Consider the following 26,392-nt stretch of genomic DNA (forward strand, 5'->3'; position numbering starts at 1 on the left):
GAACCATGGCCGCAACGCGCACATCGCCGGTTTTCAACGCGCTTCGCACAGAGCTTGATGCGCGCGATGCCGATCTGGTGGAAATACCGCTAATCCAGCCTGCCGATCCATTTCTGGATATGGCAGGCGAGGATTTGCGCCGTCGTATTTTCCTCACCGAAAACGAAAACGGCGACAGCCTGTGCCTGCGGCCGGAATTCACCATTCCCGTCTGTCGCAACCATATTGCGCTCAATGCGGCGACGCCGAAACGTTACGCCTATCTTGGCGAAGTGTTCCGGCAGCGTCGTGATGGCGCGGCTGAGTTTCTTCAGGCCGGGATCGAGGATCTGGGCGCTGCCGATGAGGCGGCTTCGGATGCGCGCTCGATTGCCGATGCGCTGTCCTGTGTTCGCTCCGTCGCCCCGCAAGCCGGGCTTGATATCGTTCTGGGCGATCAGTCGGTCTTCGCCGGTATGCTTAAGGCGCTCGGTCTACCGCAAGGCTGGCGCAAGAAGCTGCTACGCTCGTTTGGCGATGCGCATTCCATGCAACTGGCTTTGGCTGAATTGACAGGCGCGCAACGGCGCGATCCGCTGCCGGAAACCCTTGCCGTTCTCGTTGCTGAAGGCGACGAAACCGGCCTTGCGCGTATGCTGGAAGCCGAAATGCTGGAAGCTGGCATTTCGCCGGGTGCTGGCCGTTCGCCTGCGGAAATCGCCCGTCGCCTGATCGAGAAGGAAGATCTGGCCGCTACGCGTTTCCCGGCTTCGGCGCTCGATCTGCTCAAGCAGTTTCTGGAAACGCATGTCACGCTCGATTCCGCAGCGGTGACATTGCGTGCTTTCGCGTCTGAAAATGCGCTCGATCTTGGCGCTGTTCTTCAGAAATTCGAAGCTCGTGCGGAGGCGATTGCTGCGGCTGGTATCAAGACCAGCGATATCGTCTATGACGCCTCGTTCGGTCGTCCGCTCGATTATTATACCGGCCTCGTCTATGAAATTCGCGCCTCCGGCGTGGAAAAAGATGCGGTTCTGGCAGGTGGTGGTCGTTATGACCGGCTTTTGACCATGCTCGGCGCTTCCGAAAATATTCCCGGCGTCGGCTTCTCCATCTGGCTGGACCGGCTGCAAGTGCTGGCGGGAGCAACGAAATGAGCGTCACACTGGCATTGCCGTCCAAGGGTCGGCTGAAGGAACAGACGCTCGCCGTTCTCGAAAAAGCCGGATACAAGGTGATCCTGCCGGATGACGACCGCAATTATCGCGCGCGCGTCGAAGGTGAAGACGATCTCGATATTCTCTTCCTGTCGGCGTCCGAGATTGCCCGCGAGCTGGGCTACGGCAGCGTCGATATGGGCGTCACGGGCGAAGACCTCGTGCGCGAAACGCTGGCCCATGCCGATGAGCGCGTGGCCATCGAGGCGGAACTGGGCTTCGGCCATGCCGATGTTGTTGTCGCGGTGCCGGAAGTCTGGCGCGATGTGACCAGCATGGCCGATCTTGATGACGTGGCCGCAGATTTCCGCCAGCGTCATGGTCGCCGTCTGCGCATCGCCACCAAATATTGGCGTCTGACGCAGCAATTCTTCTCGCAGAAACACGGCATTCAGGTTTACCGCATCGTGGAAAGCCTTGGCGCGACCGAAGGCGCTCCGGCAGCAGGTTCTGCCGACATGATCGTCGATATTACGTCGACCGGCTCCACCCTGCGCGCCAATCGCCTGAAGGTTCTGGAAGATGGCGTCATCCTGCGTTCGCAGGCCTGCCTTGTTTCGGCGCGCCGCAGCCATGGCAATGCCCGTATCGCGGAAATTGCCGAGCGTATCCGCAAAGGTCTTGCGGCCTGACGCTTCTGTTATGGTACGGTAATCAATGAAAAAGCCGGTCTGGTTTCAGACCGGCTTTTGTCGTTTTCAGGTTTAGCGTTTCGGTTTGCTGCCGACGAGGCCATAAAAGGCGATGTAGACATAGCAGATGATAGGCATCAGGAAGGCATGATGAATGCCGACTGTATCGGCCAGCGCGCCCTGTATCAGCGGGATGATCGCGCCGCCGACAATGGCCAGATTCAGGATCGCTGAACCCTGGCTGGTGTGCTTGCCAAGACCGTGCAGCGCCAGACTGAAGATGGTCGGGAACATGATCGAGTTGAACAGGCCGATTGCCAGAACCGCCCACATGGAGGCATTGCCCGTTGTCGCAACCGTGAGGAGCAGCAACAGAATGGCGGCCACGGCGTTGAAGGCCAGCGCCTTGCCGTCATCGATATAGCGCATGGCTGCCGAGCCGATGAAGCGACCAACCATGGCTCCGCCCCAGAAATAGGCGACGTGATGCGCTGCATCGGTTTCCGACAAGCCGACCACACTCGGGTCGCTCAGGAAATTGACGAGAAAACTGCCGACGCTGACTTCCGCGCCCACATAGACGAAAATGCCGATGGCACCCAGCACCAGATGCCGGTACTGCCAGGCAGAGCCTTCATCTGCGACCGCGCTTTCTTCGGCTTCGACATCCGGTAGCTTCAGGATCGCGAAAACGATAGCAAGAACGACAAAGGCCAGCGCCAGCAGGAGATAGGGGAACTTGACCGCATCGGCTTCCGCCGTGCTGTTGACGGCCCCGGTTGCGGCAGACAGGATCAGCATTGCGCCGAAAAGGGGTGCAATCGTCGTGCCGAGCGAGTTGAACGCCTGTGTCAGCGTCAGGCGGCTTGCAGCCGTTTCCGGCTTGCCGAGGATCGTGACATAGGGGTTCGCGGCGACCTGCAGAACCGTGACGCCGGACGCCAGCACGAAGAGCGCGCCGAGAAACAGCCCATAGACCCGGTAGGAAGCTGCGGGAATGAACAGCGCGCAGCCGATGGCGGCGATCACGAGGCCGACGACGATGGCGCGTTTGTAGGAGATACGCTTGACAAGCGCTCCGGCGGGTAGCGAAACGATGAAGTAAGCGCCGAAGAAGCAAAACTGGATCAGCATCGACTGGGTATAGTTGAGCTGGAAGACGTTCTTCAGATGCGGGATCAGAATGTCATTGAGGCTGGTGATGAAGCCCCACATGAAGAACAGAACGGTGAGGCTGGTGAGTGCGAAACCGAAATTTCCGATAGGGGAGGAGCCAGTGGGAGACTGGCTGCTGGTTGCGGGGGAAACGGTCATTTTTCTCTACAATCTATGCTTGGGGGGGAATCTTGAATGCAATTGATCGTTCGCGGAGCGGTTGTTCCTAAACGCTAAAATAAGCGGCTCCATTATCTGACAGGCCAATATTACACAACTACCGGTGGACGGTTTTGAAAAGAGAATTCTGATAAAAATTCTGTGTTCGTGTCGGCTGTACGAAAGCCGTGGAAAACAGAACGAAAAAAGCCGCGCCCGGCATTATACGCAGGCGCGGCTTTGTTCATTTCAGGCGAACCGCTCCGATGCAGTCGGAGGCGGAACGGAGTGTTTCGATCAGCCGCGCTTGGCGTCGATCGACAGCGAGCCTGCGCCATGCAGAGCCAGCAGGAAGAGGCCGCCAGCGATGGCGAGGTTCTTCTGCGCCATCAAGGCGTTCATGCCTTCAGCGAAGTTCATGTGCGCAACAAGTGTTGCACCGATGGTGAACAGGCCGACGATAACGGCTGCAATTCGGGTCTGGAAACCAACCAGAATGGCAATGCCGCCCACAAACTCGACGAGGCCGACGACGACAGCGGTAACCGTCGGAAGCGGGAGGCCGATGCTGGAGAAATAACCAGCCGTACCGGAAATAGCCGTCAGCTTGCCGAAACCGGCAATGATGAAGAGGATCGAAAGAAACACGCGGGCGATGAGCGTTACAGCGCCGTTGGACTGTGGGGTAATCGAGGACATGTGGGAGCTCTCTCCTGTTGAACTTTGCCTTCAATTATCGATTAACAACTGTCAAGAAAAGCCGTTTAATTCTCGACAGTTCGTTCACTGCATGTAGACGATCATGCGCGCCTGATCACTCAGGCGCGATCATCCGCTCCGCCCGGACGAGCCGGTCGTAGTCTTCAGCACTCACCAGCCCACTTGCCAGCGCTTCTTCGCGCAGGGTTGTGCCGTTCTTGTGCGCGGTCTTGGCAATCTTTGCTGCACCGTCATAACCGATGGCAGGTGCGAGCGCAGTCACCAGCATCAGCGAACGATCCAGAAGTTCCTTGATGCGGGTTTCATTGGCTTCAATGCCGTCCACGCAATGATCGGCAAAAGAAACCATCGCATCGCTGAGCAGACGGATCGATTGCAGCACATTGTAAGCAATGACCGGCTTGAACACGTTCAGCTCGAAATGACCCTGGCTGGCGGCGACGGTTACGGTCGTCTGATTGCCGAAAATCTGCGTTGCCACCATGGTCATGGCTTCCGCCTGTGTCGGGTTCACCTTGCCCGGCATGATCGACGAGCCCGGCTCATTTTCCGGCAGGGACAATTCGCCAAGACCGGAGCGCGGGCCGGAACCGAGAAAGCGGATATCGTTGGCGATCTTGAACAAATCAGCCGCCAGCGCGTTCAGACTGCCATGGAAGTTGAGAATTGCGCCATGGCTGGCCAGCGCTTCGAACTTGTTCGGCGCTGTCTTGAACGACAGGCCGGTGATTTCGCTGACCGCATCAGCAAAGCCGCTGTCGAAACCGATCGGCGCATTGAGGCCCGTGCCCACTGCCGTGCCGCCCTGCGCGAGCAGGAAAACATCGGCGAGGGACTGCTCGATGCGATGACGCGCATATTCAAGCGCTGCACGATAACCGGAAAATTCCTGACCGAGCGTGACCGGCGTGGCATCCTGCGTATGGGTGCGGCCGATCTTGATGATGTCCTTGAAAGCTTCTTCCTTGACCTTGAGCGCCTTGGTCAGGTGCTCCAGCGCCGGGTAAAGGCGATTGACCGCTTCAACCGCCGTGGCGATATGGATCGCCGTCGGGAAGCTGTCATTGGACGACTGGCTCATATTGACGTGGTCGTTCGGATGAACCGGCTTCTTCGAACCCTTCTCGCCGCCAAGCAGTTCGATGGCGCGATTGGAGATCACTTCATTGGCGTTCATGTTCGACTGCGTGCCGGAACCCGTCTGCCAGACGACGAGCGGAAAATGATCGTCAAGCTTGCCTTCGATCACTTCTGACGCCGCAACAGCTACAACCTGACCCAGAACCGGGTCGAGCTTGCCGAGCGCAATATTGGTTTCGGCTGCTGCGCGCTTGACGACGCCCAGCGCATGAACGAGCGGCAGAGGCATGCGCTCGCCGCCGATCTTGAAATTCTGCAAGGAACGCTGTGTCTGTGCGCCCCAATAGCGGTCGGCGGGAACATCAATCGGTCCGAAAGTATCTGTTTCGGTACGCGTGGCGGTCATTTCATGTCTCCGGCTAGCTTTCGGCCCGTATCGGGCTCTGACGCAATGAATATAGCACTACCAACGAATTGGTAGCTCCGTCTTTTCCTTACGGAGCTATTTGACAAAATATGATTAGGAAATTCAACTTTATTTGAGCGTGAATTTCTGCGCCGGTCAGTTGTCTTCGTTTTCGTCGTCACCGCCTTCGGTTTCGGAGATCCAGGCGGTCGGTTCGATCTTGCGCTGGGTTTTGCTGTCGGTGAATGTCCACCAGCCGGTATCGGTTTCATCCCACTGTCCGCCGCCAGCGTTCAGTTGTGCGAGCGACCGATATTGCGCAATCGATTCATTGCGCTGATCATCCTCATCGGTCCAAACGACTGTAATCTTGCGACCATCCTTGGGGGCAGTATCGATAGGCAGTTCCTTGCGCATGTGATTTTCCGTCCTCTTTCCGGTTGCGATAACGATAGGGCAAAATCGCCGGGAGGCAAGCTGAAGCAGTCGAGCGCAAGCTTGAGCTGAATTTCGTAGGAAAATCTACGGGCCAGAAATTTGTGAAAATACGCCTTAAAGTGGAAAGGCAGGCCGAAGCCTGCCTTTCCTGTTGCCTGAGACAGGACTTCCGGGGTGCGGGGGCAAACTGGAAGTCCATCTCATGTCAACCGGGATTGACCATGATTGGTTGTCTCAAGTCAATGAGAACTTTCTAAAATAGAATATTAACATCGGCAAAGGGGCCAGACGGTAAATTTTTTATAAATCACAGATAGTTACGTAACGTAATGAGAAAAGTGCCGGTTAACCGCTCTCCCGCATATGTGCGGGCTCATTATCGGGCTGTAGGTTTGGCTTAGCATCCGCCAATCAAGGATGGCTTTTTGGGCTTTAGAAATAAAAAAACCTCCGGCCGAAGCCGGAGGTTCTCTTTAAAGTAGTGCTTTATGGATTTCTTAGAAATCCATGCCGCCCATGCCGCCCATGCCGCCAGGCATGCCAGCCGGAGCTGCATCCTTCTTCGGCAGTTCAGCAATCATGGCTTCCGTGGTGATCAGCAGGCCAGCAACCGAAGCTGCGTTCTGCAGAGCCGTACGGACAACCTTGACCGGATCAACGATGCCGAGAGCGATCAGATCGCCATATTCGCCATTGGCAGTGTTGTAGCCAAAGGTGTCAGCGCCGTTTTCGAGGATCTTGCCAACGATAACCGAAGCTTCTTCACCAGCGTTGGTCGTGATCTGACGGGCCGGAGCCTGGATCGCACGACGAACGATGTTGATGCCAGCTTCCTGGTCAGCATTGATGCCCTTGGCCTTGATCTGAACCGAAGCGCGGAGCAGAGCGGTACCGCCGCCAGCAACGATGCCTTCTTCAACCGCAGCGCGGGTTGCGTTCAGGGCGTCGTCAACGCGGTCCTTCTTTTCCTTGACTTCAACTTCCGTTGCACCGCCAACGCGGATCACGGCAACGCCGCCAGCGAGCTTGGCAAGGCGTTCCTGAAGCTTTTCACGGTCGTAGTCCGAAGAGGTTTCTTCGATCTGCTGCTTGATCTGGCCAACGCGAGCATCGATTTCGGCCTTCTGGCCTGCACCGTCGACGATCGTGGTGTTTTCCTTGGAGATCGACACCTTCTTGGCGCGGCCGAGCATGTCGAGCGTAACGCTTTCGAGCTTGATGCCGAGATCTTCGGAGATAACCTGACCACCGGTGAGGATCGCGATGTCTTCGAGCATGGCCTTGCGGCGGTCGCCGAAGCCAGGAGCCTTGACAGCAGCAATCTTCAGGCCGCCACGCAGCTTGTTGACGACGAGGGTAGCAAGAGCTTCGCCTTCAACGTCTTCAGCGATGATGAGGAGTGGCTTGGAGGTCTGAACGACAGCTTCGAGAACCGGCAGAAGAGCCTGGAGGTTCGAGAGCTTCTTTTCGTGCAGAAGGATGTAAGCGTCTTCGAGGTCAGCAACCATCTTTTCAGGGTTGGTGACGAAGTACGGCGACAGGTAGCCGCGGTCGAACTGCATGCCTTCAACGACTTCGAGTTCGGTTTCGGCGGTCTTGGCTTCTTCAACCGTGATGACGCCTTCGTTGCCGACTTTCTGCATCGCTTCAGCGATCATCTTGCCGATTTCGGCTTCGCCGTTAGCGGAGATCGTGCCAACCTGAGCAACTTCTTCTGAGGTGTTGATCTTCTTGGCCTTGCCGAGAAGGTTTGCAACAACTTCCGAAACTGCGAGGTCGATACCGCGCTTCAGGTCCATCGGGTTCATGCCAGCGGCAACAGCCTTGGCGCCTTCCTGAACGATAGCTTGACCGAGAACGGTCGCGGTGGTGGTGCCGTCACCGGCGGTGTCGTTGGTCTTGGAAGCCACTTCGCGCAGCATCTGTGCGCCCATGTTTTCGAACTTGTCTTCCAGTTCGACTTCCTTGGCAACCGAAACGCCGTCCTTGGTGATGCGCGGAGCGCCGAAGGACTTGTCGATTACGACGTTGCGGCCTTTCGGGCCGAGCGTGACCTTAACAGCGTCAGCGAGGATATCGACGCCGCGCAGCATCTTTTCGCGCGCAGAACGACCGAATTTTACGTCTTTTGCAGCCATTTTACTCTCCTGGGAATATCCCGGTCAGGTATGGTGAATTGTTTTTGAGGCAGGAGCGAACCCGCTCTGTCTCTTTGTTTTTAAGCATTATCCTACACAAAACCGCTTCGCACTTTTGCTGGAAATGCTCCGGGCTAAATGAATTAGCCGACGATACCCAAAATATCGGATTCCTTCATGATCAGCAGGTCTTCGCCGTTGATCTTGACTTCCGTGCCGGACCACTTGCCGAACAGGACCTTGTCGCCAGCCTTGACGTCCAGCGGAACGAGCTTGCCAGCTTCGTCACGAGCGCCGGCGCCAGCAGCGACAACTTCGCCTTCCTGCGGCTTTTCCTTAGCGGAGTCAGGGATAATGATCCCGCCAGCGGTCTTTGCTTCCGATTCAACGCGACGAACGACGACGCGGTCATGAAGCGGGCGGAACTTGATATCAGCCATGGTATAACCCTTGGTGTTATAGACGTTGAACCCTGTTATGCGGATCGAGCCGATCCGCGCTGTTAGCACTCTCTCTTCCAGAGTGCTAACGTGCCTTTGAGATAGAGGCAGGATCTTTTAATGTCAAGATTGCCTGAAAAATTTGACAGGCGAATGATGGTTAATTTGCACCGTTCGCGAAGCGATCAGGCGGCCTGATATGCGGAGGGCCGGGTGGTCCGCTCCGCATATGGTGGTTCGGTTTACAGGATCAACCCGAGATACGCAGGTTTGACAGCTCATCGCCGATCTGGCGGAAGGTTTCCGACAAATTGCCGCCCGTGGTGTTCCAAAACAGTTTGGCGGGCTTGCCGCCGTCGAGGCGGACACGAGAATCGGACGAGCAGGTTTTCAGCAGCTCGATTTGAGCTTTTTCGTCCGTCTTACTGGTGTTCAGGTCCACCGCCACAGTCATGACGATGATGTTGGAGTCCTTCGCATTGTTGCAAAGCTTGTTGAAGCGGGCATTCATCGCTTTGGTATAGACGCTGTTGTCCTGCGAGACAGACACGCCGCTTTCCTGAAACAGACGGGTCTGGCTGTAACCCTTCGTGGTGCGGCTCGTATAGCCATGCGCCGAATAGTAAGACAGGTTGCTGGCCTTATCCCTGTTCGATCCCGCAAGCGAATTATACGTGTAATACGTGTTCGCGCCGTCGGTGAGCACGATGACGACTTTATCGTTGCCGCGGTCGGTCGAAGGGCGACCTTCCGTAAACGGTGCACCCTGAACGAGCGTCCGCCATCCCCACGCCATGCCTTCGGGCACATTCGTACCGCCACTCGGCTGCATCGCCTTGATGGCTGTTTTGATAGTGGTTTTGCCTGCATCGGTGGAGATGTCCGTCAGGCGTGTGATGGAGGTGGTCGTACAGCTATAGTTCGGCCCACCGCCATCAGACCGCTTCGACAACACATTATTCAGATAATATTTCTTGAGGTCGTTCTGGCGCGAGAGGCCGCTCAAACTCAAGTCGTCTGTCCACCAGCTGTTCAGCGTAAGATTTGTCGGGTTACTATTTTTGTCGACATCATAATATTCCGCCGGGCCGAACATAGGCACGAACAGGGTTTCCGGCTTGCCGGTTGATGGCGGTGTGACGTCCAGCGCCAGGCCTCCTGGACGCGCCTCAACGCATCCCGCCCATGGAATCCACGTGGCGGTCGAACGTTTTGCAAGATCGGCGTAGAGAACAGCGCGGGAAAAGGCCTTGTTATTGTCCGTTCCCCAGCCAGTACCCGATTTGATGTAAAGGCCGCTGCCTGTCGGTTTTTCGACAATGCTGCGCGTGTTGTCGATCTTAACCGGCAGTACGAAGTTTTCGAGATTAACCGGCGAGGTACCGCTTGGGTCCATCCATGTTTCTTTGAGATAGCTGGGCCCGATATTGACCGAGCCCGCAAAAGGCACCAGCGCGAATTGCACTGGCTTCTCAACGCGCGTGATCAGCGCCGATTGCGCTGCCATGCTGTCGACGAGCTGCGTTGCTGCGTCTTTCAGCAATTGCAGGCGTTGCGTGTTCGAGCCGGCGCCGTTGTCATTCATCGAGCCGGAATTATCGAGCACGAGCGCCACTTCAATCGTATTCTTCAGCCGAACGAAGGAACTTAGTGTATATTGCTTATTGTCCCAGTCATTGGCCGAGTTGGTCAGTTGTGCTGCGATGGAGCCGAACAGCGATGGATATATGAAGTTCGCGGTGGCTTCGATCTGCTGATTATCGTTCGAAGTTTGGGGAAACTGGACGGCAAAGGTAACGCGGTCTGCGGAAAGCGCGGTCAGGTTCACATTGAAGACCTTGCCGCCATAGTCCTTCATGTCGGCTTCGCTTGCGCCGGTTGAAAAGCGCTTGCCGACGGCCAGCGCGGCTGCGTCGAGCGCGGCCTGAACATTGTTGCGGGCGCGCATGAGATTGGTGGCATCGATGGCAACCATGCCAGCAAGCAATAACGGCACGAGCAATATGGCCGTGATCATCGCGAAATTGCCGCGTTCGTCACCGCAGAATCGACCTGCTTTTTCTGAAAGGCTTTCGAAATCCGCTTTGCGTGCAAAGCCCGTCGTGCAGGCGGCGAAAAGCCTCCTTGCTGGTCCGCTCCAGTTATTCAAATCCACGCCCGCCCGAAAGGTTGTGTTGCTGCTGTTTAGGCGCGCATCTTGTCCGAAAACCGTTTCACATTTTTCGGGATGCGCTCTGAACCGCAAGGTTGTGTGTCGTTCCTAGCAGCATCTTTCTAACAGTCGGTCACGAAGTGCGGTAAACGATCGATGAATCTACGCAACAGCTTATTGAGACATTCCTCATGGGGTGTTTGGACGCGGCGCTTTCTCGGCTTATTGGCGGTAAAGCTCGTGACAGTTTTGATCGGCTGCGTTAGATGGAGCGCATGCGGCTTGCATATGCGGGCGGCGTTCCAGCTCGAAAATGGAATATCAAGAGGAAGACTATGAAGCAGCTTGAAAGCCTCGACGATCTGACCGGCCAGTATGACGTGTTTTTCTGCGACGTCTGGGGCGTGGTGCATAATGGCGTCGCTGCACATCCGGCTGCTGTCGATGCGCTGAAGCGCGCCCGTGCCAGGGGCGTTACGGTCATTCTCGTCACCAATTCTCCGCGCCCGCATCCGGGCGTCGAGGCTCAGCTCGCAATGCTGGGCGTGCCTGCGGATACCTATGATCGTGTCGTCACCTCCGGCGACGTGACCCGCGACCTGATCGTCGAAGGTCCGCGCAAGGTTCTGCACATCGGTCGCGAAAACGAATTGTCGATCTATGACGGGCTGGATGTGGAACTGGTGGAAGAATTCGAGGCCGATGGCGTCGTCTGTACTGGTCTTGCCGATGACGATGTGGAAACGCCTGCCGATTACGCCGACCTGCTCCAGCGTCTGCGTTCGCGCAACCTGCCTTTCATCTGCGCCAATCCCGACATTATGGTCGAGCGTGGTCCGCGTCTTGTCTGGTGTGCGGGCGCTCTTGCGCGCGATTACAGCCAGCTCGGTGGTCGCACGCTGATCGCCGGAAAGCCGCATCGCCCGATCTATGAGGCTGCGCTGCACGCTGCCGAAGAGGTTCGTGGCGGCCCCGTCGACAAGAGCCGCATTCTCGGCATTGGCGATGGCGTGCTGACCGATGTGAAGGGCGCCGCCGGTTTCGGTCTCGATGTGCTCTATATTTCGGGGGGCGTGCACGCTGCCGATTATGCAGATAACGGAGCTGTCGATCTCGCAAAGATGGAAGCGTTTCTGGAAAAGCACGGACATCGTCCGGTCGCCGAGCTTTACGCACTCGTCTGATATTTTCGCACATTGCGGGCAAGGTCAAACAAGCCCAGACTGAAGCAAGTCAAGACTCAGGCACACCATGACGAATTCAGATTTCCAACGTCTTTCGGGAACCGACACCTTGCCGGAGCGGCTGCGCAATTGCGTGGTGGCCATCGGCAATTTCGACGGCGTTCATCGCGGACATCAGGCCGTGCTTGAGCGGGCGCTGGAAATCGCGGCCAAGGAAAATCTGCCTGCAGTCGTGCTGACATTCGAGCCGCATCCGCGCAGTTTCTTCAAGCCGGACGAACCGATCGACCGGCTCACCGATGCGCGTGAAAAGGCGTCTATCCTGCGGCACATGGGCTTTCATGCGGTTGTGGAGCAGCCTTTCACCGCCGAATTCTCCAGCCGGTCGGCTGAAGATTTCGTGCAGCATATTCTGGTCGAAAAACTTCATGCCAGCCGTGTCGTGACCGGCTATGACTTTCATTTTGGCAAGGGCCGGCGTGGCACGCCGGAGTTTCTCCTGCAGGCAGGCGAGGGTGCTGGTTTCCATGTGACGCTGGTGGATGCCTTTACCGACGAAGGCGACAATCTCGTTTCCTCCACGCGGGTTCGCAATTTGCTCTGCGACGGGGATGTTGCCGGAGCGGCAGGACTGCTCGGCTATCGCTATACGGTCTGCGGCGAGGTCATCCACGGCAAGAAGCTAGGGCGCACACTCGGTTTTCCCACGGCCAATATGAAAGTCAGCGCCCAGACCAGCTTGAAACACGGCATCTATGCCGTCCGTTTCCGCAGGCAGGATGGAAGCCTGCATGACGGTGTCGCCAGTTTTGGCCGTCGTCCTACGGTGGATAGTGACGGCTCGCCGCTTCTAGAGACATTCCTGTTCGACTTTTCCGGCGATCTTTACGGCGAAGTCGCCTGTGTTTCGTTCTTCGGCTTCCTGCGCGGCGAAGTGAAATTTGACGGGCTGGATCCGCTGATCGAGCAGATGAAGCGCGACGAGGAAGAGGCCCGCGCCTTGCTGGCCGGTGCCCGCCCGCTTTCGGAACTAGACCGTGTGCTTTCCTTTGAGTGAAGTGTAGCGGAATATTTTTCTACCTAAGATTTAAGTTAAATTTTACATATTTCCGACAGACAGTGTTACAGATGCTATGAATTTTCGAAGCGCTGTTTGTCGGAGATATTGTTTTGCGTATTCGCTCACTGACCCTCGTTGTTGGCGCTCTCATTCCCGCCACCGGCTCCATTGCATATGCAGCCGATGTGCAGCAGACCGATGTTTATGCGGCGGAAACGGTTCAGCCGGCCCGCAAGCATTTCTGGTCCGGCGACTGGTACCTCAAGGTCGGTGCAGCCGGTCTGGTCGCGCCGAAGTTCGAAGGCTCGAACAAATATCGCTTTTCCGCACAGCCGTTGATTTCGCTTGGCCGTCAGGGCGAAGCGACGCGGTTTTCCTCGCGTAACGACAATGTTTCCTTCGCGCTGATCGACAACAACCGCTTCCGCGCCGGTCTGGCAGGCAAACTGCTGTTCGAACGCGATGATGATATTCACGGCCTGAAAGACACCAAGTTCGGCGGCGAAGTAGGCGGCTTTGCCGAAGTCTACCCGACTGACTGGCTGCGCGTGCGTGGCGAGGTGCGTCAGGGCATCCGCGCACATAAGGGCGTTGTCGCCGATATTTCCGCGGACGCCTTTTATGATGTGACGCCGGTTATCCGCGTTTCGGCGGGTCCACGTGCAACCTTCGCGTCGAAGGACTACTTCAAGACCTATTACGGCGTCGATGCGCAGGAATCGGCAGCGTCCGGCCTGTCGGAATATAATCCGGGCGGCGGCTTCAAATCGGCCGGTTTCGGCGGTGCCATCAACTGGAAGGCGACCGACAAGATCGATACCAGCCTGTTTGGCGAATATACCCGCCTGCAGGGCCCGGCCAAGGATTCGAGTATCGTCAAGGAGCGCGGCTCGCCCGACCAGTTCATGGTTGGCATCTCTGCGACCTATCGTTTCGACTTCTCTTTGGATTAAGGCGCTCACGCGGTTCGACCACGTGTCAGACCGCATGAAGCGGGCGCTACTGTGAAGATTTTCAGGGGCAGGGATGCAGTTTTATTGCGTCTTTGTTCCCCTAGCCTCTTTATTCCTGCAAAGCTCATTGCTAAAAGCGTGCCCATGATGACGGATTTTCGGCTTATCATGACGGCCATACGAATTATTGGCCCGGCCTCCCGCTTTGCCTGAATGGCTGTTTTGCCAGGCAATATCTGGCGCGGAGGTCCGGGAACGACCGGCTGTGCTCTTACAGTCCCCCTGTTATCGTTGATCCACATGCCCGCCATTTCTGGCCGAGGCTTCACAGGCGAATACCGATCATGACTGAGACGACCAAGATCGATTACTCTAAAACCCTCAATCTGCCGCAGACAGAATTTCCGATGCGCGCGGGCTTGCCGCAGCGCGAACCGCTGTTCGTCGAGCGCTGGGAGGGGATGAACCTTTACAAGAAGCTGCGCGAGCAGGCGAAAGACCGCCCGCTTTATGTGCTGCACGATGGCCCTCCCTATGCCAACGGCAATATCCATATCGGCCATGCGCTGAACAAGATCCTCAAGGACGTCATCACCCGCTCTTTCCAGATGCGCGGCTATAACTCGAACTACGTTCCGGGCTGGGATTGCCATGGCCTGCCGATCGAATGGAAGATCGAGGAAAAATATCGCGCCGAAGGCAAGAACAAGGACGAAGTGCCGATCAACGAATTCCGCAAGGAATGCCGTGAATTCGCTGCCAACTGGATCAGGGTCCAGACGGATGAGTTCAAGCGTCTTGCGATCCTCGGCGATTTCGAAAACCCGTACACGACGATGAATTTCCACGCTGAATCGCGCATCGCTGGCGAGCTTCTCAAGTTCGCGGCTTCCGGTCAGCTTTATCGCGGCTCCAAGCCAGTAATGTGGTCGGTTGTCGAGCGCACGGCGCTTGCCGAAGCCGAAGTCGAATATCACGACGTCGAGTCGGATATGATCTGGGTCAAGTTCCCGGTCGCTGGCCAGAATGATCTTTCCGGCAGCGCCGTGGTGATCTGGACGACCACCCCATGGACCATCCCCGGCAACCGCGCCGTGTCCTATTCGTCGCGTATCGAATATGGGCTTTACGAAGTCACGGAAGCCGAGAACGATTTTGGCCCGCGTCCGGGCGAAAAGCTCATCTTCGCCGACAAGCTGGCTGAAGAAAGCTTCGCCAAGGCAAAGCTTCAGTTCAAGCGCCTGCGCGGTATTTCAGCAGATGAACTTGGCAAGATCTTGCTCGATCACCCGTTGAAGGGTTTTGCGGGCGGCTATGAGTTCGCGGTTCCGATGCTCGATGGCGATCATGTGACCGACGATGCGGGCACGGGTTTCGTCCACACCGCGCCAAGCCACGGTCGTGAAGACTTTGAAGCCTGGATGAACAATGTTCGCGAACTGGAAGCGCGCGGTATCGATCCAAGCATCCCGTTCCCGGTGGGTGACGACGGCTATTATACCAAGGATGCACCGGGCTTCGGTCCGGACCGCGAAGGCGGCGCCGCACGCGTGATCGACGACAACGGCAAGAAGGGCGACGCCAACAAGTCGGTGATGGATCAGCTTATCGCCAATGACAAGCTCTTCGCACGCGGTCGTCTCAAGCACTCCTATCCGCATTCCTGGCGTTCGAAGAAGCAGGTCATCTTCCGCAACACGCCGCAATGGTTCGTCTATATGGACAAGAACCTCGGCGACGGCACCACGCTGCGCTCGCGTGCGCTGAAGGCCATTGACGACACACGTTTCGTACCGGCTGCCGGTCAGACGCGCCTGCGTTCGATGATCGAAGGCCGCCCGGACTGGGTGCTTTCGCGTCAGCGCGCCTGGGGCGTGCCGATCTGCGTTTTCGTGGACGAGGAAGGCAACATCCTTCAGGACGATGCGGTCAACAAGCGTGTTCTCGATGCTTTCGAGGCCGAAGGCGCCGATGCATGGTTTGCTGAAGGCGCGCGCGAGCGTTTCCTCGGCAACCGCGCCAATGAGCCTTGGGTTCAGGTGCGCGATATTCTGGACGTGTGGTTCGATTCAGGATCGACCCACACGTTCACGCTGGAAGACCGCCCGGACATGAAGTGGCCGGCAGACGTCTATCTCGAAGGTTCGGACCAGCATCGCGGCTGGTTCCACTCGTCGCTTCTGGAAAGCTGCGGCACGCGCGGTCGTGCGCCATATAATGCCGTCGTGACCCACGGTTTCACCATGGACGAGCACGGCAAGAAAATGTCGAAGTCGCTCGGCAATACGGTAACGCCGCAGGACGTCATCAAGGAATCCGGCGCGGATATCCTGCGTCTGTGGGTCATGACGACCGATTACTGGGAAGATCAGCGCCTCGGCAAGAGCATCATCCAGACCAATATTGATGCCTATCGCAAGCTGCGCAACACCATCCGCTGGATGCTGGGCACGCTGGCGCATGACGAAGGCGAAAACGTTGCTCATGCCGATCTGCCGGAACTTGAGCGCCTGATGCTGCACCGCCTGACGGAGCTGGATGAGGTTGTGCGCACCGGCTATGACACATTCGACTTCAAGCGCATCGCCCGCGCTCTGATCGACTTCATGAATGTCGAACTTTCGGCTTTCTATTTCGATATCCGCAAGGACGCGCTTTACTGCGATGCCCCGTCGAGTGTTCGCCGCAAGGCTGCGTTGCAGACCGTGCGCGAAATCTTCGATCGCCTGACGACCTGGCTGGCGCCGATGCTGCCTTTCACCATGGAAGAAGCATGGCTCGACCGTTATCCGCAGTCGGTTTCGGTCCATGCCGAGCAGTTCCGCCCGACGCCTGCTGCATGGCGTGATGACGTGCTGGCCGAAAAGTGGCGCAAGGTGCGCGCGGTTCGCCGCGTCGTGACCGGCGCGCTGGAGCTGGAACGCGCAGACAAGCGCATTGGTTCGTCGCTGGAAGCAGCGCCGGTGGTCCACATTTCCGACAAGAGCCTGAGCGATTCGCTCGACGGTCTCGATTTTGCGGAAATCTGCATCACCAGCGGCATCTCGTTCAGCGATGCAGCGGCACCGGAAAGCGCTTTCACGCTTGGCGATGTGAAGGGTGTGGCCGTCGTGCCTGTTCGCGCCGAAGGCGAAAAATGTGCGCGTTCGTGGCGCTACACCACGGATGTGGGTTCCGACCCGGAATTCCCGGAAGTGTCGGCCCGCGATGCCGAGGCGCTGCGCGAATTGAAGGCGCTCGGCAAGCTCGAAGCCTGATCGCAGAAATCACAATCCGCTCCGGTTTCACCCGGGGCGGATTGTTTGTTTGCGCGATAGGGGTTGCGGCTCCCCGCGTGAACATGGTGAAATAGCGGTTAAAGCCGGATTGCCGCATGAGTTCCTCTCATGTACAAGGCAGTCCTCGAATAAATTCACGATCTGCCTTGGAGTTGCCGGTTTTTTGAGGCAAGGCACGCTGGAGCAAGCCTCGCGAACAAAGAATCGACAGGCGTAAAAGAAGTGGCGCTAATGAAGATTGACGGACGAGTTCTGATACTTATGACGGCTGTAGCGGGTCTTTCGCTGTCAGGCTGCATGTCTTCGCCGACCTACGGAACGGACAAGTCGTCGGGCGCGCAGCTCTTCGACGACGTTTCCAATATGGCGAGCTTCGGTCAGGGCAAGAACAAGAAAGAGCGCATCGATTACAAGCCGCGTCCTGATCTTGTGCGTCCTTCTCCGGGCGATAAGGGGCAGCTGCCTGCACCGCAGGATAATGTTGCCACCGCGGGTGGTGCAGACTGGCCGGAATCTCCAGAACAGCGCCGCAAGCGCCTGCGTGATGAAATCACCGCCAACCGCGATAACCCGAACTTCGTGTCGCCGGTTGAAGCAGACGGTCCGGTTGCAAGCAACCTGAAGACTGCACTTCCGGGCGGCAACAGCCGTCGCGAAGAATATGATTCCCGTTTGCCAACCGTTGATCCGCAGAAAATGGCGGCCATCAAGGCAGAACGTGCACAGCAGGCGCAGGGTTCGGCCACGAACCGCAAATATCTGAGCGAGCCGCCGCTGGCCTATCGTGAACCGGCATCCACCGCCGCTACCGGCGAGCTGGGGCAGGACGAGGCGCAGAAGGAACGCGAGCGCAAGAAGGCCGCTGGCAAGTCCAAGGGCTGGCGCGATTATCTGCCCTGGAACTAACGTCCAGAATTTATTTATAAGAGTTTAAGCAGCCATGGCGTTAATATCCGCTATGGCTGTTTTATTGTGAGTATAGTGTGAAGGTTTTCTGGGCAGATATTTCAAATTTGTAATTTTAAGCGTCATGACTTCTATTTGATTTCAATCAAAGACTTCATGTCTGTAAAGGGCGATGATAGGGCATAGCTTCAAAGGTACAGTTCAATGAGCAACGCAAACACGATCTGGGACAGCCGCAACGGTTACGGTGTGGTCTCCCGCAGCTTTCACTGGCTGATGGCGTTGTTGTTTCTATGGCAGTTCATGTCGGCAATTTTGCATCTCTTTGCGCGAGGCAGCGCGGTTTTTACGTTTTTCTGGTCGGCACACCAGCAGCTTGGTTTTGCATTGCTGGTTCTGGTTCTGCTGCGTGGCGTCTGGGGCCTTCTCAATGCGGGTCGCCGCCCGCATAAAGACGGCCTGATGGGTAAGGCCGCAATGCTCGGTCATCTGGGCATTTATGCGCTGATGTTTGCCATTCCGGTGCTCGCTCTGATCCGCGCCTATGGTCGGGGGCGGGGCTTTTCCTTCCTCGGCATGCCGATCTTCGATGCGGCTGGCGTCCAAAACGAAACGCTGAACAGCATCGGCAGCGCGCTTCATGGCCCACTTGGCTGGGCTTTACTGGCGGTTGTCGTCTGCCATGTATTCATGGCGCTGGTTCACCATTTCGCGCTGCGTGATGACACGCTGCGTCATATGACCGGGCATAAGTCGAAGGGCTGACTGGTCTCTCTGCTTTATAAGAACCTGAGGATAAAGAATCCCGGCAGAAGGCATAGGGCGGCGCAAAGACCATAGGTCCAGCCAAAGCAACCGAGCCAGATTTTGGCTTGTTTGACCTGATCCTTGCTCTCCGGCGCGGGTGACGTTTTTGAGTGAGAGCGCGGGAAGATTGTTGAAAGAGCTATCGCCAGTCCAATGATCAGTGCAGCCACAACCAGAAATACGAGTTCGATCAGATATATGGATCGGGTCACAAGACCCGTCCCATAAGCCCAGCTGTAAATCTGCCGTTGAAAAGATAATGGCCCGAACGCCAGTAAAAGAGAGAGGGCCGCAACGCTGAGCAGACCGAAGCGCCTCATCATGACGGCGACGGGCTGCGATTGAGGGCTTTCAAACGCTGCGGACTGGCGGCGATAGGTTCGTGCCTGAATCCAGGGCATGTAAATAATCGCAATGAAGCCGACCAGAATGTAATTCAGCACATCTTCCGCCGAGATCTCCAGTTCTGGAAAATATCGATTGATGAGAATGGCTGCACCCAGCCAGCTGAGAAGCAGCACGGCGATCAGCGGTATGAGGAGCGCAAAAACCAGAATATTCTGTCGGCGGCTTATGGCAGGCTCGGACATGTGGGTTCAGCGCTTCTCGCGGAAAAAATCCTTGAGGATTTTCTGCGCTTCGCCTTCCGAGAAGCCCGGATAGATCTCTGGCACATGATGACATGTCGGCTGGGTGTAGAAGCGGGGGCCGTGTTCGACGCCGCCACCCTTGGGGTCGGATGCGCCGTAATAAAGGCGGCGGATGCGTGCAAAGGAGATTGCAGCGGCACACATGGCGCAGGGTTCCAGCGTCACATAGAGATCGCAGTCGATCAGCCGTTCCGATTGCAGGGCTTCACCGGCCTGCCGGATGACCAGCACTTCGGCGTGGGCGGTCACGTCGTTGAGTTCCCGCGTGCGGTTTCCGGCGCGGGCGATGATCTGCCCGTCATGCACGACAACGGCACCAATCGGCACTTCGCCGCGCGCACCAGCGGCGCGCGCTTCATTCAGCGCGGCAGCCATCGGTGTTGGTGCGTCGGTAACGGTTGCGGAGGCCGCCTTTTTCATGTGCACTCCATTTCATGCACGTCCATTTCATTGCATGGATCGGGAAATTTCGCTCGCAAGCACTGGAGCGATTTGTTACTGCATAATTCTCGAAATCGAAACCGATTTGCGAACAGATTTATACGGCGTTTTCGTTCCAGACATTCCTTTGCCTGCTTTCGACGGTGCAAAATGACACGGAAACGCTGCTGAGAGGCCAATACCAGATGACTAAAGACGACGATAACAAGGGCGGCAAGCCGCCTCATGGCCGTAACGGACGCCCCGGTGGCACCGGCGGCGGGCGCTCAGGCGGCCCCAAGGGTGGTTCGGGACGATTTGATCGTTCTGATCGCCCCGAGCGGTCTGACCGTTCGGATCGCCCTGAACGCTCGGACCGTTCCGACCGATCCGATCGCCCGGGCCGTGACAGCCGCCCGCGCCGCGATGAAGGTGACCGGGACGATGCACGCCGCGCTGGTCCGCGCCGGGGTGCCCCGCGCGATGTAGAAGTTGAGGAAGATACGAGCGAGCGTATCGCCAAGCGTCTGGCGCGTGTCGGCATCGCTTCGCGTCGCGAAGCTGAAACGATGATCGCCGCCGGTCGTATCGCGGTCAACGGCAAGGTGCTGGATAGCCCTGCGGTCAATGTGAAGCGCACCGACGTCATCACCGTCGACGGCAAGCCGCTGAAGCAGGCCGAGCGCACACGCCTGTGGCTCTATCACAAGCCTGCCGGTCTCGTGACCACCAATCGCGATCCGGAAGGTCGCCCGACTGTGTTCGATGCGCTGCCAGCTGAAATGCCGCGCGTGCTGTCGGTTGGCCGTCTCGATATCAATACCGAAGGACTTCTGCTGCTCACCAATGATGGCGGGCTGTCGCGGGTTCTGGAACTGCCGTCTACCGGCTGGCTGCGCCGTTATCGCGTGCGCGCCCATGGCAAGGTAACGCAGCCGCAGCTCGATGAACTGAAGAACGGTATCGCTGTCGACGGCGTGTTCTATGGCAGCATCGAAGCGGAGCTTGAGCGCGTTCAGGGCGCGAATGTCTGGATCAATATCGGTCTGCGCGAAGGCAAGAACCGTGAAGTGAAGAACATTCTCGGCGCACTGGGTCTGACCGTCGGTCGTCTGATCCGTGTGTCTTTCGGCCCGTTCCAGCTTGGTGATCTTGAAGAAGGCGCTGTGCGCGAAATCAAGGGTCGCACGCTGCGTGACCAGCTTGGCGACAAGCTGGTTGAGGATTCCGGTGCCGATTTCGACGCGCCGATCTTCAACGAGTTCTCCAATGCCGCCGTGCAGGGCCGCACCCGTCGCGAGATGGAAGAAGCTCAGCCGGAACAGGAAGGCGAAACCCGCCGCGCACCGCGTGAGCGCGAATGGATTTCGAGCCGTCCGGAACGTCGTCGCGGACGCGAGGACAAGACGGAGAAGGTAGAGCCGCGCCGTCGCGGCAACGCCAATGTCTGGATGGCGCCTGGCGCGCGTCCAAAGGGCGAGAAGGCTGCTTCCAAGCCTGCGCGCGTCGAGCACCAGGTGCCGCATCGCGGCGCAAAGTTCAGCGGCGACATGCAGGTGCGTCCGCGTCGTTCGGACGATGCAGAGCAGGGTCGCGAAGAGGGCGGCGAACGCCGTTACGACAAGCGTTCGGAAGGCCCGCGTTCAAGCGGTCCGCGCGCTGGCGGCAAGCCGGGGGCGGAAGGTCGCTCTTACGGCGCTCGTTCTGAGGATCCCCGTTTTGAAGGTTCCCGCTCTGAGGGCGGGCGTCCGGAAACGCGCGAAAAGCGTGAGGACGGCCACAAGGAACGTCGTCCCGGCAAGCGCGAGCGCGCTGAGCTGCGCGATGCAGCTTCCGGTGAGCGCTCGCAGGGTGGTTTTGAAGGTCGCAAGACGTTCAAATCCGACAAACCATACAAGTCCGACAAGCCGGGCGGTACACGTGGCGAGGGTCGCTTCGGCGGTTCCGATCGCGACACGCGTTCAGGCGCGCGTAGCGGTAGCGCTCCACGCGGTTTCAGCGATGGCCCGCGTCGCGGACCCGATGGTGGAAAGCCAGCAGGTAAATCGGGCGGTAAGCCAGGCGGACGTCCGGGTGGCAAGCCGACCGGTGGAAAGCCCGGTGGCGGAAAACCTGGTGGTGGCAGATCGGGAGGCGGCGGTGCGGATCGTCGGCGGTAAGTTTCGCGGCCGCCCGCTTGTAACACCGTCTACCAACGCCATTCGCCCCACCACGGACCGCACGCGCGAGAGCCTGTTCAATGTTCTCGCGCACAGCTTCCCCGACAAGGTGGAAGGTGGGCGCGTGCTCGACCTTTTCGCGGGCACCGGCGCTCTCGGTCTTGAAGCCCTTTCGCGCGGTGCGCGTTACGCGACCTTCGTGGAGGAATCCGCGGAGGGCCGTGGGCTGTTGCGCCAGAATGTCGAGGCGCTTGGCCTGCAAGGTCATACGAAGATTCTTCGGCGCGACGCCTGCCAGCTTGGCATTGTCGGCACGATGGAGCCGTTCGATCTGATCTTCGCCGATCCGCCTTATGGACGGCGCATGGGGGAAAAAGCATTTTTATCGGCGCTTCAGGGCGGCTGGCTTAATCCTGACGCACTTTTGGTGCTTGAAGAGGCAGCTGAAGCTTCGCTTGAGCTTGACGAACAATTTGTTGTGCTTGACGAGCGCAACTATGGCGGCACAATCATTCGGCTCATCCAACTCAAAGCCGATTGAGATGATTTGCAGCGGTGTTTGCCGCCGCGTTCTTTCTGTTCGGCGATAGCATCGCCGATATTGATTTGATGCATGCCGTCCGGAAAGGCCGGGCGGAAATGAAACCGATTGGAGATGTCGCTTGGTGAATAACACCTCCCTCCGACGCCTGTTGTTATCGACCGCTCTTGGTTTCGCGCTGGCTCTGCCGCTCGCAACCGGCTCCGTTGAAGCTCAAAATCAACCAGCCCCCCAAACCGATGCCGCCCAGCCGGCCCCTGCGCCGCAAGCGCAAGGCGATCAGGCCGCTCTGCCTGAAATCACCCAGTCCGACGGTGTCAGCAATTTCACCTTGCCCAATGGCCTGAAAGTCGTGGTCATTCCCGATCATCGCGCGCCGGTTGTGACGCAGATGATCTGGTATCACGTTGGCTCGGCTGATGAAGTGCCGGGTGTTTCCGGCATCGCGCATTTCCTTGAACATCTGATGTTCAAGGGCACGAAGAACCATCCGGCAGGCGAGTTCTCGTCCAAGGTCGCATCGATCGGCGGCGAGGAAAACGCTTTCACCTCCTACGATTACACCGCCTATTACCAGCGGGTTTCGCCGGAAGCGCTGGAAATGATCATGGGTTTCGAGTCGGACCGGATGGAAAATCTGGTCCTGAACGAAGAAGCCGTGACGACCGAGCGTGAGGTCATTCTGGAAGAACGGCGCATGCGCGTTGATTCCAACCCCGCTGCGATGCTGAGCGAGAACACCGATGCCGTGCTCTTCTACAACCACCCCTATCGCAAGCCGGTCATCGGCTGGCGTCAGGAAATGGAAAAGCTGAGCCTCAAGAACGCTATCGACTTCTACCAGCAATATTACACGCCAAACAACGCCACGCTGGTCATCGCCGGTGACGTGACGCCGGAACGCGTGCGTGAACTGACGCTCAAGACCTGGGCCAATGTGCCGAAGCGTGCCGAAGTTCTGCCGCGCGACCGCCCGCAGGAGCCGGAAAAACACGCCGCCCGCGTGGTGACGCTGCATGATGCACGCATCAGCACGCCGTCGTTCCGCATGTCTTGGCTGGTTCCGTCCTATGCCAATGAAAAGCGGTTCCCCGATGTGAAGCCGGGCGATGCGCCTGCGCTCGATTTGTTGAGTGAAATTCTCGGCGGCTCGACCCGGTCGCGCCTTTACCAGACGCTGATCGTCAAGAACAACATCGCAGCCAATACGGGTGCAACCTATAGCGGTGATGCGCTCGATGACGGCACCTTCTCGGTCTATGGCGCGCCGCGCGACGGCGCAACGCTTGGCGATGTGGAGAAGGCGGTGGAAGCTGAACTGGCGCGGATCGTCAAGGACGGCGTGACCCAGACCGAACTGGATCAGGCGCGCAACCGCTTCCTGAAGGCGGTCATTTTCGCCCGTGACAGCCAGGCTGGCATGGCGCGGATTTATGGTTCGACGCTATCCGTCGGCCAGTCGGTTGAAGATATCCAGAAATGGCCCGATCTTATCAAGGCGGTGACAGCCGATCAGATTCGTGACGTGGCGGAGCGGTATCTTGTCAAGGACCAGTCGGTGACCAGTTATCTTCTGCCGCCCAATGCCGAGCCGGAAAACGCCCGTGAGAACCCCAACGCGCCCGCAAACGGTGCCAGCGGCAATGGTGCAGAGGGAGCGATCCAGTGAAGACCATGATCATGCTGAACTTCAAACGCGTTTTTGCCTCTGGCGGTCCGCGTTCGCTCGCAAGTGCTCTGGTCGCATCCATGGCGCTTCTCGTGATTTGCGCTCTGCCTGCGCGCGCCATCGAGATACAGGAAGTCGTTTCGCCCAAGGGCATTCATGCCTGGCTGGTGGAGGACAATTCGGTGCCGCTGGTTTCCATGCGCTTCTCGTTCAAGGGCGGCACGTCGCAGGATCCGGCTGGCAAGGAAGGCCTCGCCAATCTGATGACCGGTCTGTTCGATGAAGGCGCCGGTGATCTCGATTCCGATGCGTTTCAGGAGCGGATCGATAATCTGGGTGCGGAAATGAGCTTCACCGCCACGCAGGATGCCGTTGCTGGCGGGGTTCGTATGCTGGCGGAAAATCGCGATGCCGTGACCGATCTCGTGGCGCTGGCCGTCAACAAGCCGCGCTTCGATCAGCCTGCGGTTGACCGCATCCGCAGTCAGGTCGTGGCAAGCATTGAGGCGGCGCAGCGCAATCCGGGAACCATCGCAGCGCGCCGTTTTGCTGAAGTGCTTTATGGCAACCATCCTTATGCACGGCCAGACGAAGGCACGGTCAAATCGCTTCAGGCGATTACCCGTGACGATCTTGTGGCGTTCCATCGCAAGAATTTCGCCCGCGACCGGCTGATCGTCGGTGTGGTCGGCTCCATCAATGCCAAGGACCTTGGCGTGATGCTCGACAAGGTGTTCGGCGATCTGCCCGCAGCGGCGGAACTGGTTCCGGTGCCGGACGTCAAGCTGGCGCTCGGCACGACCACCAGCCTTTCGTTCGATGTACCGCAGACGGCGATCCGGTTCGTCTATCCGGCAATTCCGCGCAAGGATCCGGACTTCTTTGCGGCTTACCTGATGAACCACATTCTGGGTGGCGGCTTCACTTCGCGGCTTTATGCCGAAGTGCGCGAAAAGCGCGGTCTCGCCTATTCGGTTTCTTCGCAGCTGGTGTTGCACGATCATGTGTCCGCCTTGGCAATCTCCACGGCGACACGCCCGGAAAAGGCACAGGACTCGCTCAAGATCATTCGCGAGCAGGTGGCTGCCATGGCCAGCGACGGCCCGACCGAAGCAGAGCTTGCCGCTGCAAAGAGCTTCCTCAAAGGATCCTATGCGGTGAACAATCTCGATTCTTCGGGCGCGATTGCCGAAACGCTGGTCAGCTTGCAGGATGCGGGACTGCCGCGTGATTATATCGACAAGCGTTCGGCGCTTATCGATGCGGTGACGCTCGATCAGGTCAAGGCTATTGCCAAAAAGCTGCTTGAAGCCGAACCGGCGATACTGATTTACGGACCCGCTAAAAGTTAAGAGCCTAAGGCGCCTCTCAAGAGGATAAAATGTTGGATAACGCCATGCCATCCACGCCCCGCATTGCCGTCGCTTTCGGCGGTGGCGGAGCGCGGGGCATTGCGCATCTGCATATCATCGAAGCCCTTGACGAGCTGGGCATCAAGCCTGTCGCCATTGCCGGGTCGTCCATCGGGTCGATTGTCGGTGCGGGCATGGCCAACGGCATGAGCGGCAAGGAAATACACGACTATATGGCGGCGATTTTCAATCGCCGTTCGGAAGTGGCGCGCCGCATGTGGCAGACGCGTCCATCCCGCTGGGTCGAATTGCTGAAGGGCGGCTTTCGCGTCAGCCAGTTCAACATCGAGAAAATCATCGATGTGTTCCTGCCCGCATCGCTGCCGGACAAGGTCGAAGACCTCAAGATTCCGATGAGCATTACTGCGGCGGATTTTCACGCCGCGAAGGAAGTTCAGATCGTCGATGGCGATTTGCGCTCTGCAATCGCCGCTTCCTGCGCTATTCCGCCGGTCTTCGCACCCGTGCGCCGCAATGGCCGCATTCTGGTTGATGGCGGCCTGTTCAACCCGGTGCCGTTCGATCTTCTATTCGACAAGGCGGATATCGTCATCGGCATCGATGTCGTAGGCGCGCCGCCCGGTGACGACGATTATATGCCGACGACATTCGAAGCGGTCATCGGCGGCAATCAGCTCACCATGTGCTCGATCATCGAGAACAAGTTCCGCATTCGGCCACCGCATATTTTTCTGCGGCCGGATGTGGGCCGGATCGGCCTGCTCGATTTCCTGAAATTCGATCAGATTCTCGAACAGAGCGTCGGTGTACGCGAAGAGCTGAAACACGCCCTCGATCGCATTATCGAGGGCGATAATCTTCCGACGCTGTCCTAGC

The 26,392-nt window shown here is 57.9% G+C and carries 22 protein-coding genes; 13 read left to right on the forward strand and 9 right to left on the reverse strand.

Annotated elements, in window-relative coordinates; all coding sequences use genetic code 11:
* The first annotated feature begins 5 nt into the window (after positions 1-5).
* Positions 6-1,136 carry an ATP phosphoribosyltransferase regulatory subunit gene (locus tag FHW03_RS04425; protein WP_182519543.1) on the forward strand — a complete coding sequence of 377 codons (1,131 nt, stop codon included), beginning with the start codon at positions 6-8 and terminating at the stop codon, positions 1,134-1,136.
* Positions 1,133-1,828, forward strand: a complete 696-nt coding sequence (hisG, locus tag FHW03_RS04430) for an ATP phosphoribosyltransferase (RefSeq protein ID WP_078338961.1) — start codon at positions 1,133-1,135, stop codon at positions 1,826-1,828. The genes FHW03_RS04425 and hisG overlap by 4 nt, the downstream gene beginning before the upstream one ends.
* 72 nt (positions 1,829-1,900) lie before the next feature.
* Here hisG and FHW03_RS04435 read toward each other — a convergent pair whose 3' ends face one another.
* The 7 genes from FHW03_RS04435 to FHW03_RS04465 all read right to left on the reverse strand — a co-directional run bounded on the left by FHW03_RS04435 (position 1,901) and on the right by FHW03_RS04465 (position 10,519).
* Positions 1,901-3,142 carry a sugar MFS transporter gene (locus FHW03_RS04435; RefSeq protein WP_182519544.1) on the reverse strand — a complete coding sequence of 414 codons (1,242 nt, stop codon included), beginning with the start codon at positions 3,140-3,142 and terminating at the stop codon, positions 1,901-1,903.
* A gap of 297 nt (positions 3,143-3,439) precedes the next feature.
* Positions 3,440-3,841, reverse strand: coding sequence for a DoxX family protein (locus tag FHW03_RS04440; RefSeq protein ID WP_182519545.1), 402 nt, complete (start codon positions 3,839-3,841; stop codon positions 3,440-3,442).
* A gap of 115 nt (positions 3,842-3,956) precedes the next feature.
* Entirely contained in the window at positions 3,957-5,348 is a 1,392-nt protein-coding gene (gene fumC / locus FHW03_RS04445) for a class II fumarate hydratase (RefSeq protein WP_182519546.1), read from the reverse strand.
* Positions 5,349-5,504: 156 nt separating this feature from the next.
* Complete coding sequence (locus FHW03_RS04450) at positions 5,505-5,765, reverse strand: hypothetical protein (RefSeq protein ID WP_078338957.1); 261 nt, start codon at positions 5,763-5,765, stop codon at positions 5,505-5,507.
* A gap of 518 nt (positions 5,766-6,283) precedes the next feature.
* Entirely contained in the window at positions 6,284-7,924 is a 1,641-nt protein-coding gene (gene groL / locus FHW03_RS04455; protein ID WP_182519547.1) for a chaperonin GroEL, read from the reverse strand.
* Between the two features lie 143 nt (positions 7,925-8,067).
* Positions 8,068-8,364 carry a co-chaperone GroES gene (gene groES, locus FHW03_RS04460; protein WP_078339070.1) on the reverse strand — a complete coding sequence of 99 codons (297 nt, stop codon included), beginning with the start codon at positions 8,362-8,364 and terminating at the stop codon, positions 8,068-8,070.
* Between the two features lie 250 nt (positions 8,365-8,614).
* The gene (locus FHW03_RS04465) at positions 8,615-10,519 is read right to left on the reverse strand and encodes a pilus assembly protein TadG-related protein (protein ID WP_377514119.1); all 1,905 of its coding nucleotides are present in this window, start codon (positions 10,517-10,519) and stop codon (positions 8,615-8,617) included.
* Positions 10,520-10,851: 332 nt separating this feature from the next.
* Here FHW03_RS04465 and FHW03_RS04470 point away from each other — a divergent pair, with 332 nt between their 5' ends.
* The 6 genes from FHW03_RS04470 (at position 10,852) to FHW03_RS04495 (ending at position 18,662) form a co-directional block, all read left to right on the forward strand.
* Positions 10,852-11,700: a TIGR01459 family HAD-type hydrolase gene (locus tag FHW03_RS04470; RefSeq protein ID WP_182519548.1), complete on the forward strand. Its 849-nt coding sequence runs from the start codon at positions 10,852-10,854 to the stop codon at positions 11,698-11,700.
* 67 nt (positions 11,701-11,767) lie between these two features.
* A complete protein-coding gene (locus tag FHW03_RS04475; protein ID WP_182519549.1) occupies positions 11,768-12,757 on the forward strand; it encodes a bifunctional riboflavin kinase/FAD synthetase in 990 nt (329 codons plus the stop codon).
* Positions 12,758-12,870: 113 nt separating this feature from the next.
* On the forward strand, positions 12,871-13,713 hold the full coding sequence (locus tag FHW03_RS04480) for a MipA/OmpV family protein (RefSeq protein WP_182519550.1): 843 nt from the start codon (positions 12,871-12,873) through the stop codon (positions 13,711-13,713).
* A 344-nt stretch (positions 13,714-14,057) separates the two neighbouring features.
* The gene (gene ileS, locus FHW03_RS04485) at positions 14,058-16,970 is read left to right on the forward strand and encodes an isoleucine--tRNA ligase (protein WP_182519551.1); all 2,913 of its coding nucleotides are present in this window, start codon (positions 14,058-14,060) and stop codon (positions 16,968-16,970) included.
* Positions 16,971-17,222: 252 nt separating this feature from the next.
* Positions 17,223-17,897, forward strand: a complete 675-nt coding sequence (locus FHW03_RS04490; RefSeq protein ID WP_182519552.1) for a hypothetical protein — start codon at positions 17,223-17,225, stop codon at positions 17,895-17,897.
* Between the two features lie 204 nt (positions 17,898-18,101).
* Positions 18,102-18,662 (forward strand): cytochrome b, encoded by a 561-nt coding sequence (locus FHW03_RS04495; protein ID WP_182519553.1) that lies wholly within the window; start codon positions 18,102-18,104, stop codon positions 18,660-18,662.
* Positions 18,663-18,676: 14 nt separating this feature from the next.
* On the opposite strand, the gene FHW03_RS04500 is transcribed toward FHW03_RS04495, so the two are convergent.
* Both FHW03_RS04500 and FHW03_RS04505 read right to left on the reverse strand, forming a co-directional pair.
* Positions 18,677-19,294, reverse strand: a complete 618-nt coding sequence (locus FHW03_RS04500; protein ID WP_182519554.1) for a hypothetical protein — start codon at positions 19,292-19,294, stop codon at positions 18,677-18,679.
* 6 nt (positions 19,295-19,300) lie between these two features.
* Entirely contained in the window at positions 19,301-19,774 is a 474-nt protein-coding gene (locus tag FHW03_RS04505) for a nucleoside deaminase (protein ID WP_182519555.1), read from the reverse strand.
* A 206-nt stretch (positions 19,775-19,980) separates the two neighbouring features.
* Here FHW03_RS04505 and FHW03_RS04510 point away from each other — a divergent pair, with 206 nt between their 5' ends.
* From FHW03_RS04510 to FHW03_RS04530, 5 genes are all read left to right on the forward strand, one after another.
* Positions 19,981-21,933, forward strand: a complete 1,953-nt coding sequence (locus FHW03_RS04510; protein WP_182519556.1) for a pseudouridine synthase — start codon at positions 19,981-19,983, stop codon at positions 21,931-21,933.
* Positions 21,914-22,474 (forward strand): 16S rRNA (guanine(966)-N(2))-methyltransferase RsmD, encoded by a 561-nt coding sequence (gene rsmD, locus FHW03_RS04515; RefSeq protein WP_182520042.1) that lies wholly within the window; start codon positions 21,914-21,916, stop codon positions 22,472-22,474. The genes FHW03_RS04510 and rsmD overlap by 20 nt, the downstream gene beginning before the upstream one ends.
* Positions 22,475-22,598: 124 nt before the next feature.
* Positions 22,599-24,143, forward strand: a complete 1,545-nt coding sequence (locus FHW03_RS04520; protein ID WP_182519557.1) for a pitrilysin family protein — start codon at positions 22,599-22,601, stop codon at positions 24,141-24,143.
* Between the two features lie 11 nt (positions 24,144-24,154).
* Complete coding sequence (locus FHW03_RS04525; protein WP_182520043.1) at positions 24,155-25,495, forward strand: pitrilysin family protein; 1,341 nt, start codon at positions 24,155-24,157, stop codon at positions 25,493-25,495.
* A 32-nt stretch (positions 25,496-25,527) separates the two neighbouring features.
* Complete coding sequence (locus FHW03_RS04530) at positions 25,528-26,391, forward strand: patatin-like phospholipase family protein (protein WP_182520044.1); 864 nt, start codon at positions 25,528-25,530, stop codon at positions 26,389-26,391.
* Position 26,392: the final 1 nt, after the last annotated feature.

The sequence above is a fragment of the Ochrobactrum sp. RH2CCR150 genome (assembly GCA_014138095.1).
GTDB lineage: Bacteria > Pseudomonadota > Alphaproteobacteria > Rhizobiales > Rhizobiaceae > Brucella > Brucella gambitense.

Bases quoted from the DNA above. Each gene is read 5' to 3' on its own strand.
- FHW03_RS04470 (WP_182519548.1), top strand. From the start codon at position 10,852: ATGAAGCAGCTTGAAAGCCTCGACGATCTGACCGGCCAGTATGACGTG.
- FHW03_RS04425 (WP_182519543.1), top strand. From the start codon at position 6: ATGGCCGCAACGCGCACATCGCCGGTTTTCAACGCGCTTCGCACAGAG.
- ileS (WP_182519551.1), top strand. From the start codon at position 14,058: ATGACTGAGACGACCAAGATCGATTACTCTAAAACCCTCAATCTGCCG.
- fumC (WP_182519546.1), bottom strand. From the start codon at position 5,348: ATGACCGCCACGCGTACCGAAACAGATACTTTCGGACCGATTGATGTT.
- FHW03_RS04475 (WP_182519549.1), top strand. From the start codon at position 11,768: ATGACGAATTCAGATTTCCAACGTCTTTCGGGAACCGACACCTTGCCG.
- FHW03_RS04450 (WP_078338957.1), bottom strand. From the start codon at position 5,765: ATGCGCAAGGAACTGCCTATCGATACTGCCCCCAAGGATGGTCGCAAG.
- FHW03_RS04495 (WP_182519553.1), top strand. From the start codon at position 18,102: ATGAGCAACGCAAACACGATCTGGGACAGCCGCAACGGTTACGGTGTG.
- FHW03_RS04435 (WP_182519544.1), bottom strand. From the start codon at position 3,142: ATGACCGTTTCCCCCGCAACCAGCAGCCAGTCTCCCACTGGCTCCTCC.
- FHW03_RS04505 (WP_182519555.1), bottom strand. From the start codon at position 19,774: ATGAAAAAGGCGGCCTCCGCAACCGTTACCGACGCACCAACACCGATG.
- hisG (WP_078338961.1), top strand. From the start codon at position 1,133: ATGAGCGTCACACTGGCATTGCCGTCCAAGGGTCGGCTGAAGGAACAG.
- FHW03_RS04490 (WP_182519552.1), top strand. From the start codon at position 17,223: ATGAAGATTGACGGACGAGTTCTGATACTTATGACGGCTGTAGCGGGT.
- groES (WP_078339070.1), bottom strand. From the start codon at position 8,364: ATGGCTGATATCAAGTTCCGCCCGCTTCATGACCGCGTCGTCGTTCGT.
- FHW03_RS04440 (WP_182519545.1), bottom strand. From the start codon at position 3,841: ATGTCCTCGATTACCCCACAGTCCAACGGCGCTGTAACGCTCATCGCC.
- FHW03_RS04500 (WP_182519554.1), bottom strand. From the start codon at position 19,294: ATGTCCGAGCCTGCCATAAGCCGCCGACAGAATATTCTGGTTTTTGCG.
- FHW03_RS04525 (WP_182520043.1), top strand. From the start codon at position 24,155: ATGCTGAACTTCAAACGCGTTTTTGCCTCTGGCGGTCCGCGTTCGCTC.
- groL (WP_182519547.1), bottom strand. From the start codon at position 7,924: ATGGCTGCAAAAGACGTAAAATTCGGTCGTTCTGCGCGCGAAAAGATG.
- FHW03_RS04510 (WP_182519556.1), top strand. From the start codon at position 19,981: ATGACTAAAGACGACGATAACAAGGGCGGCAAGCCGCCTCATGGCCGT.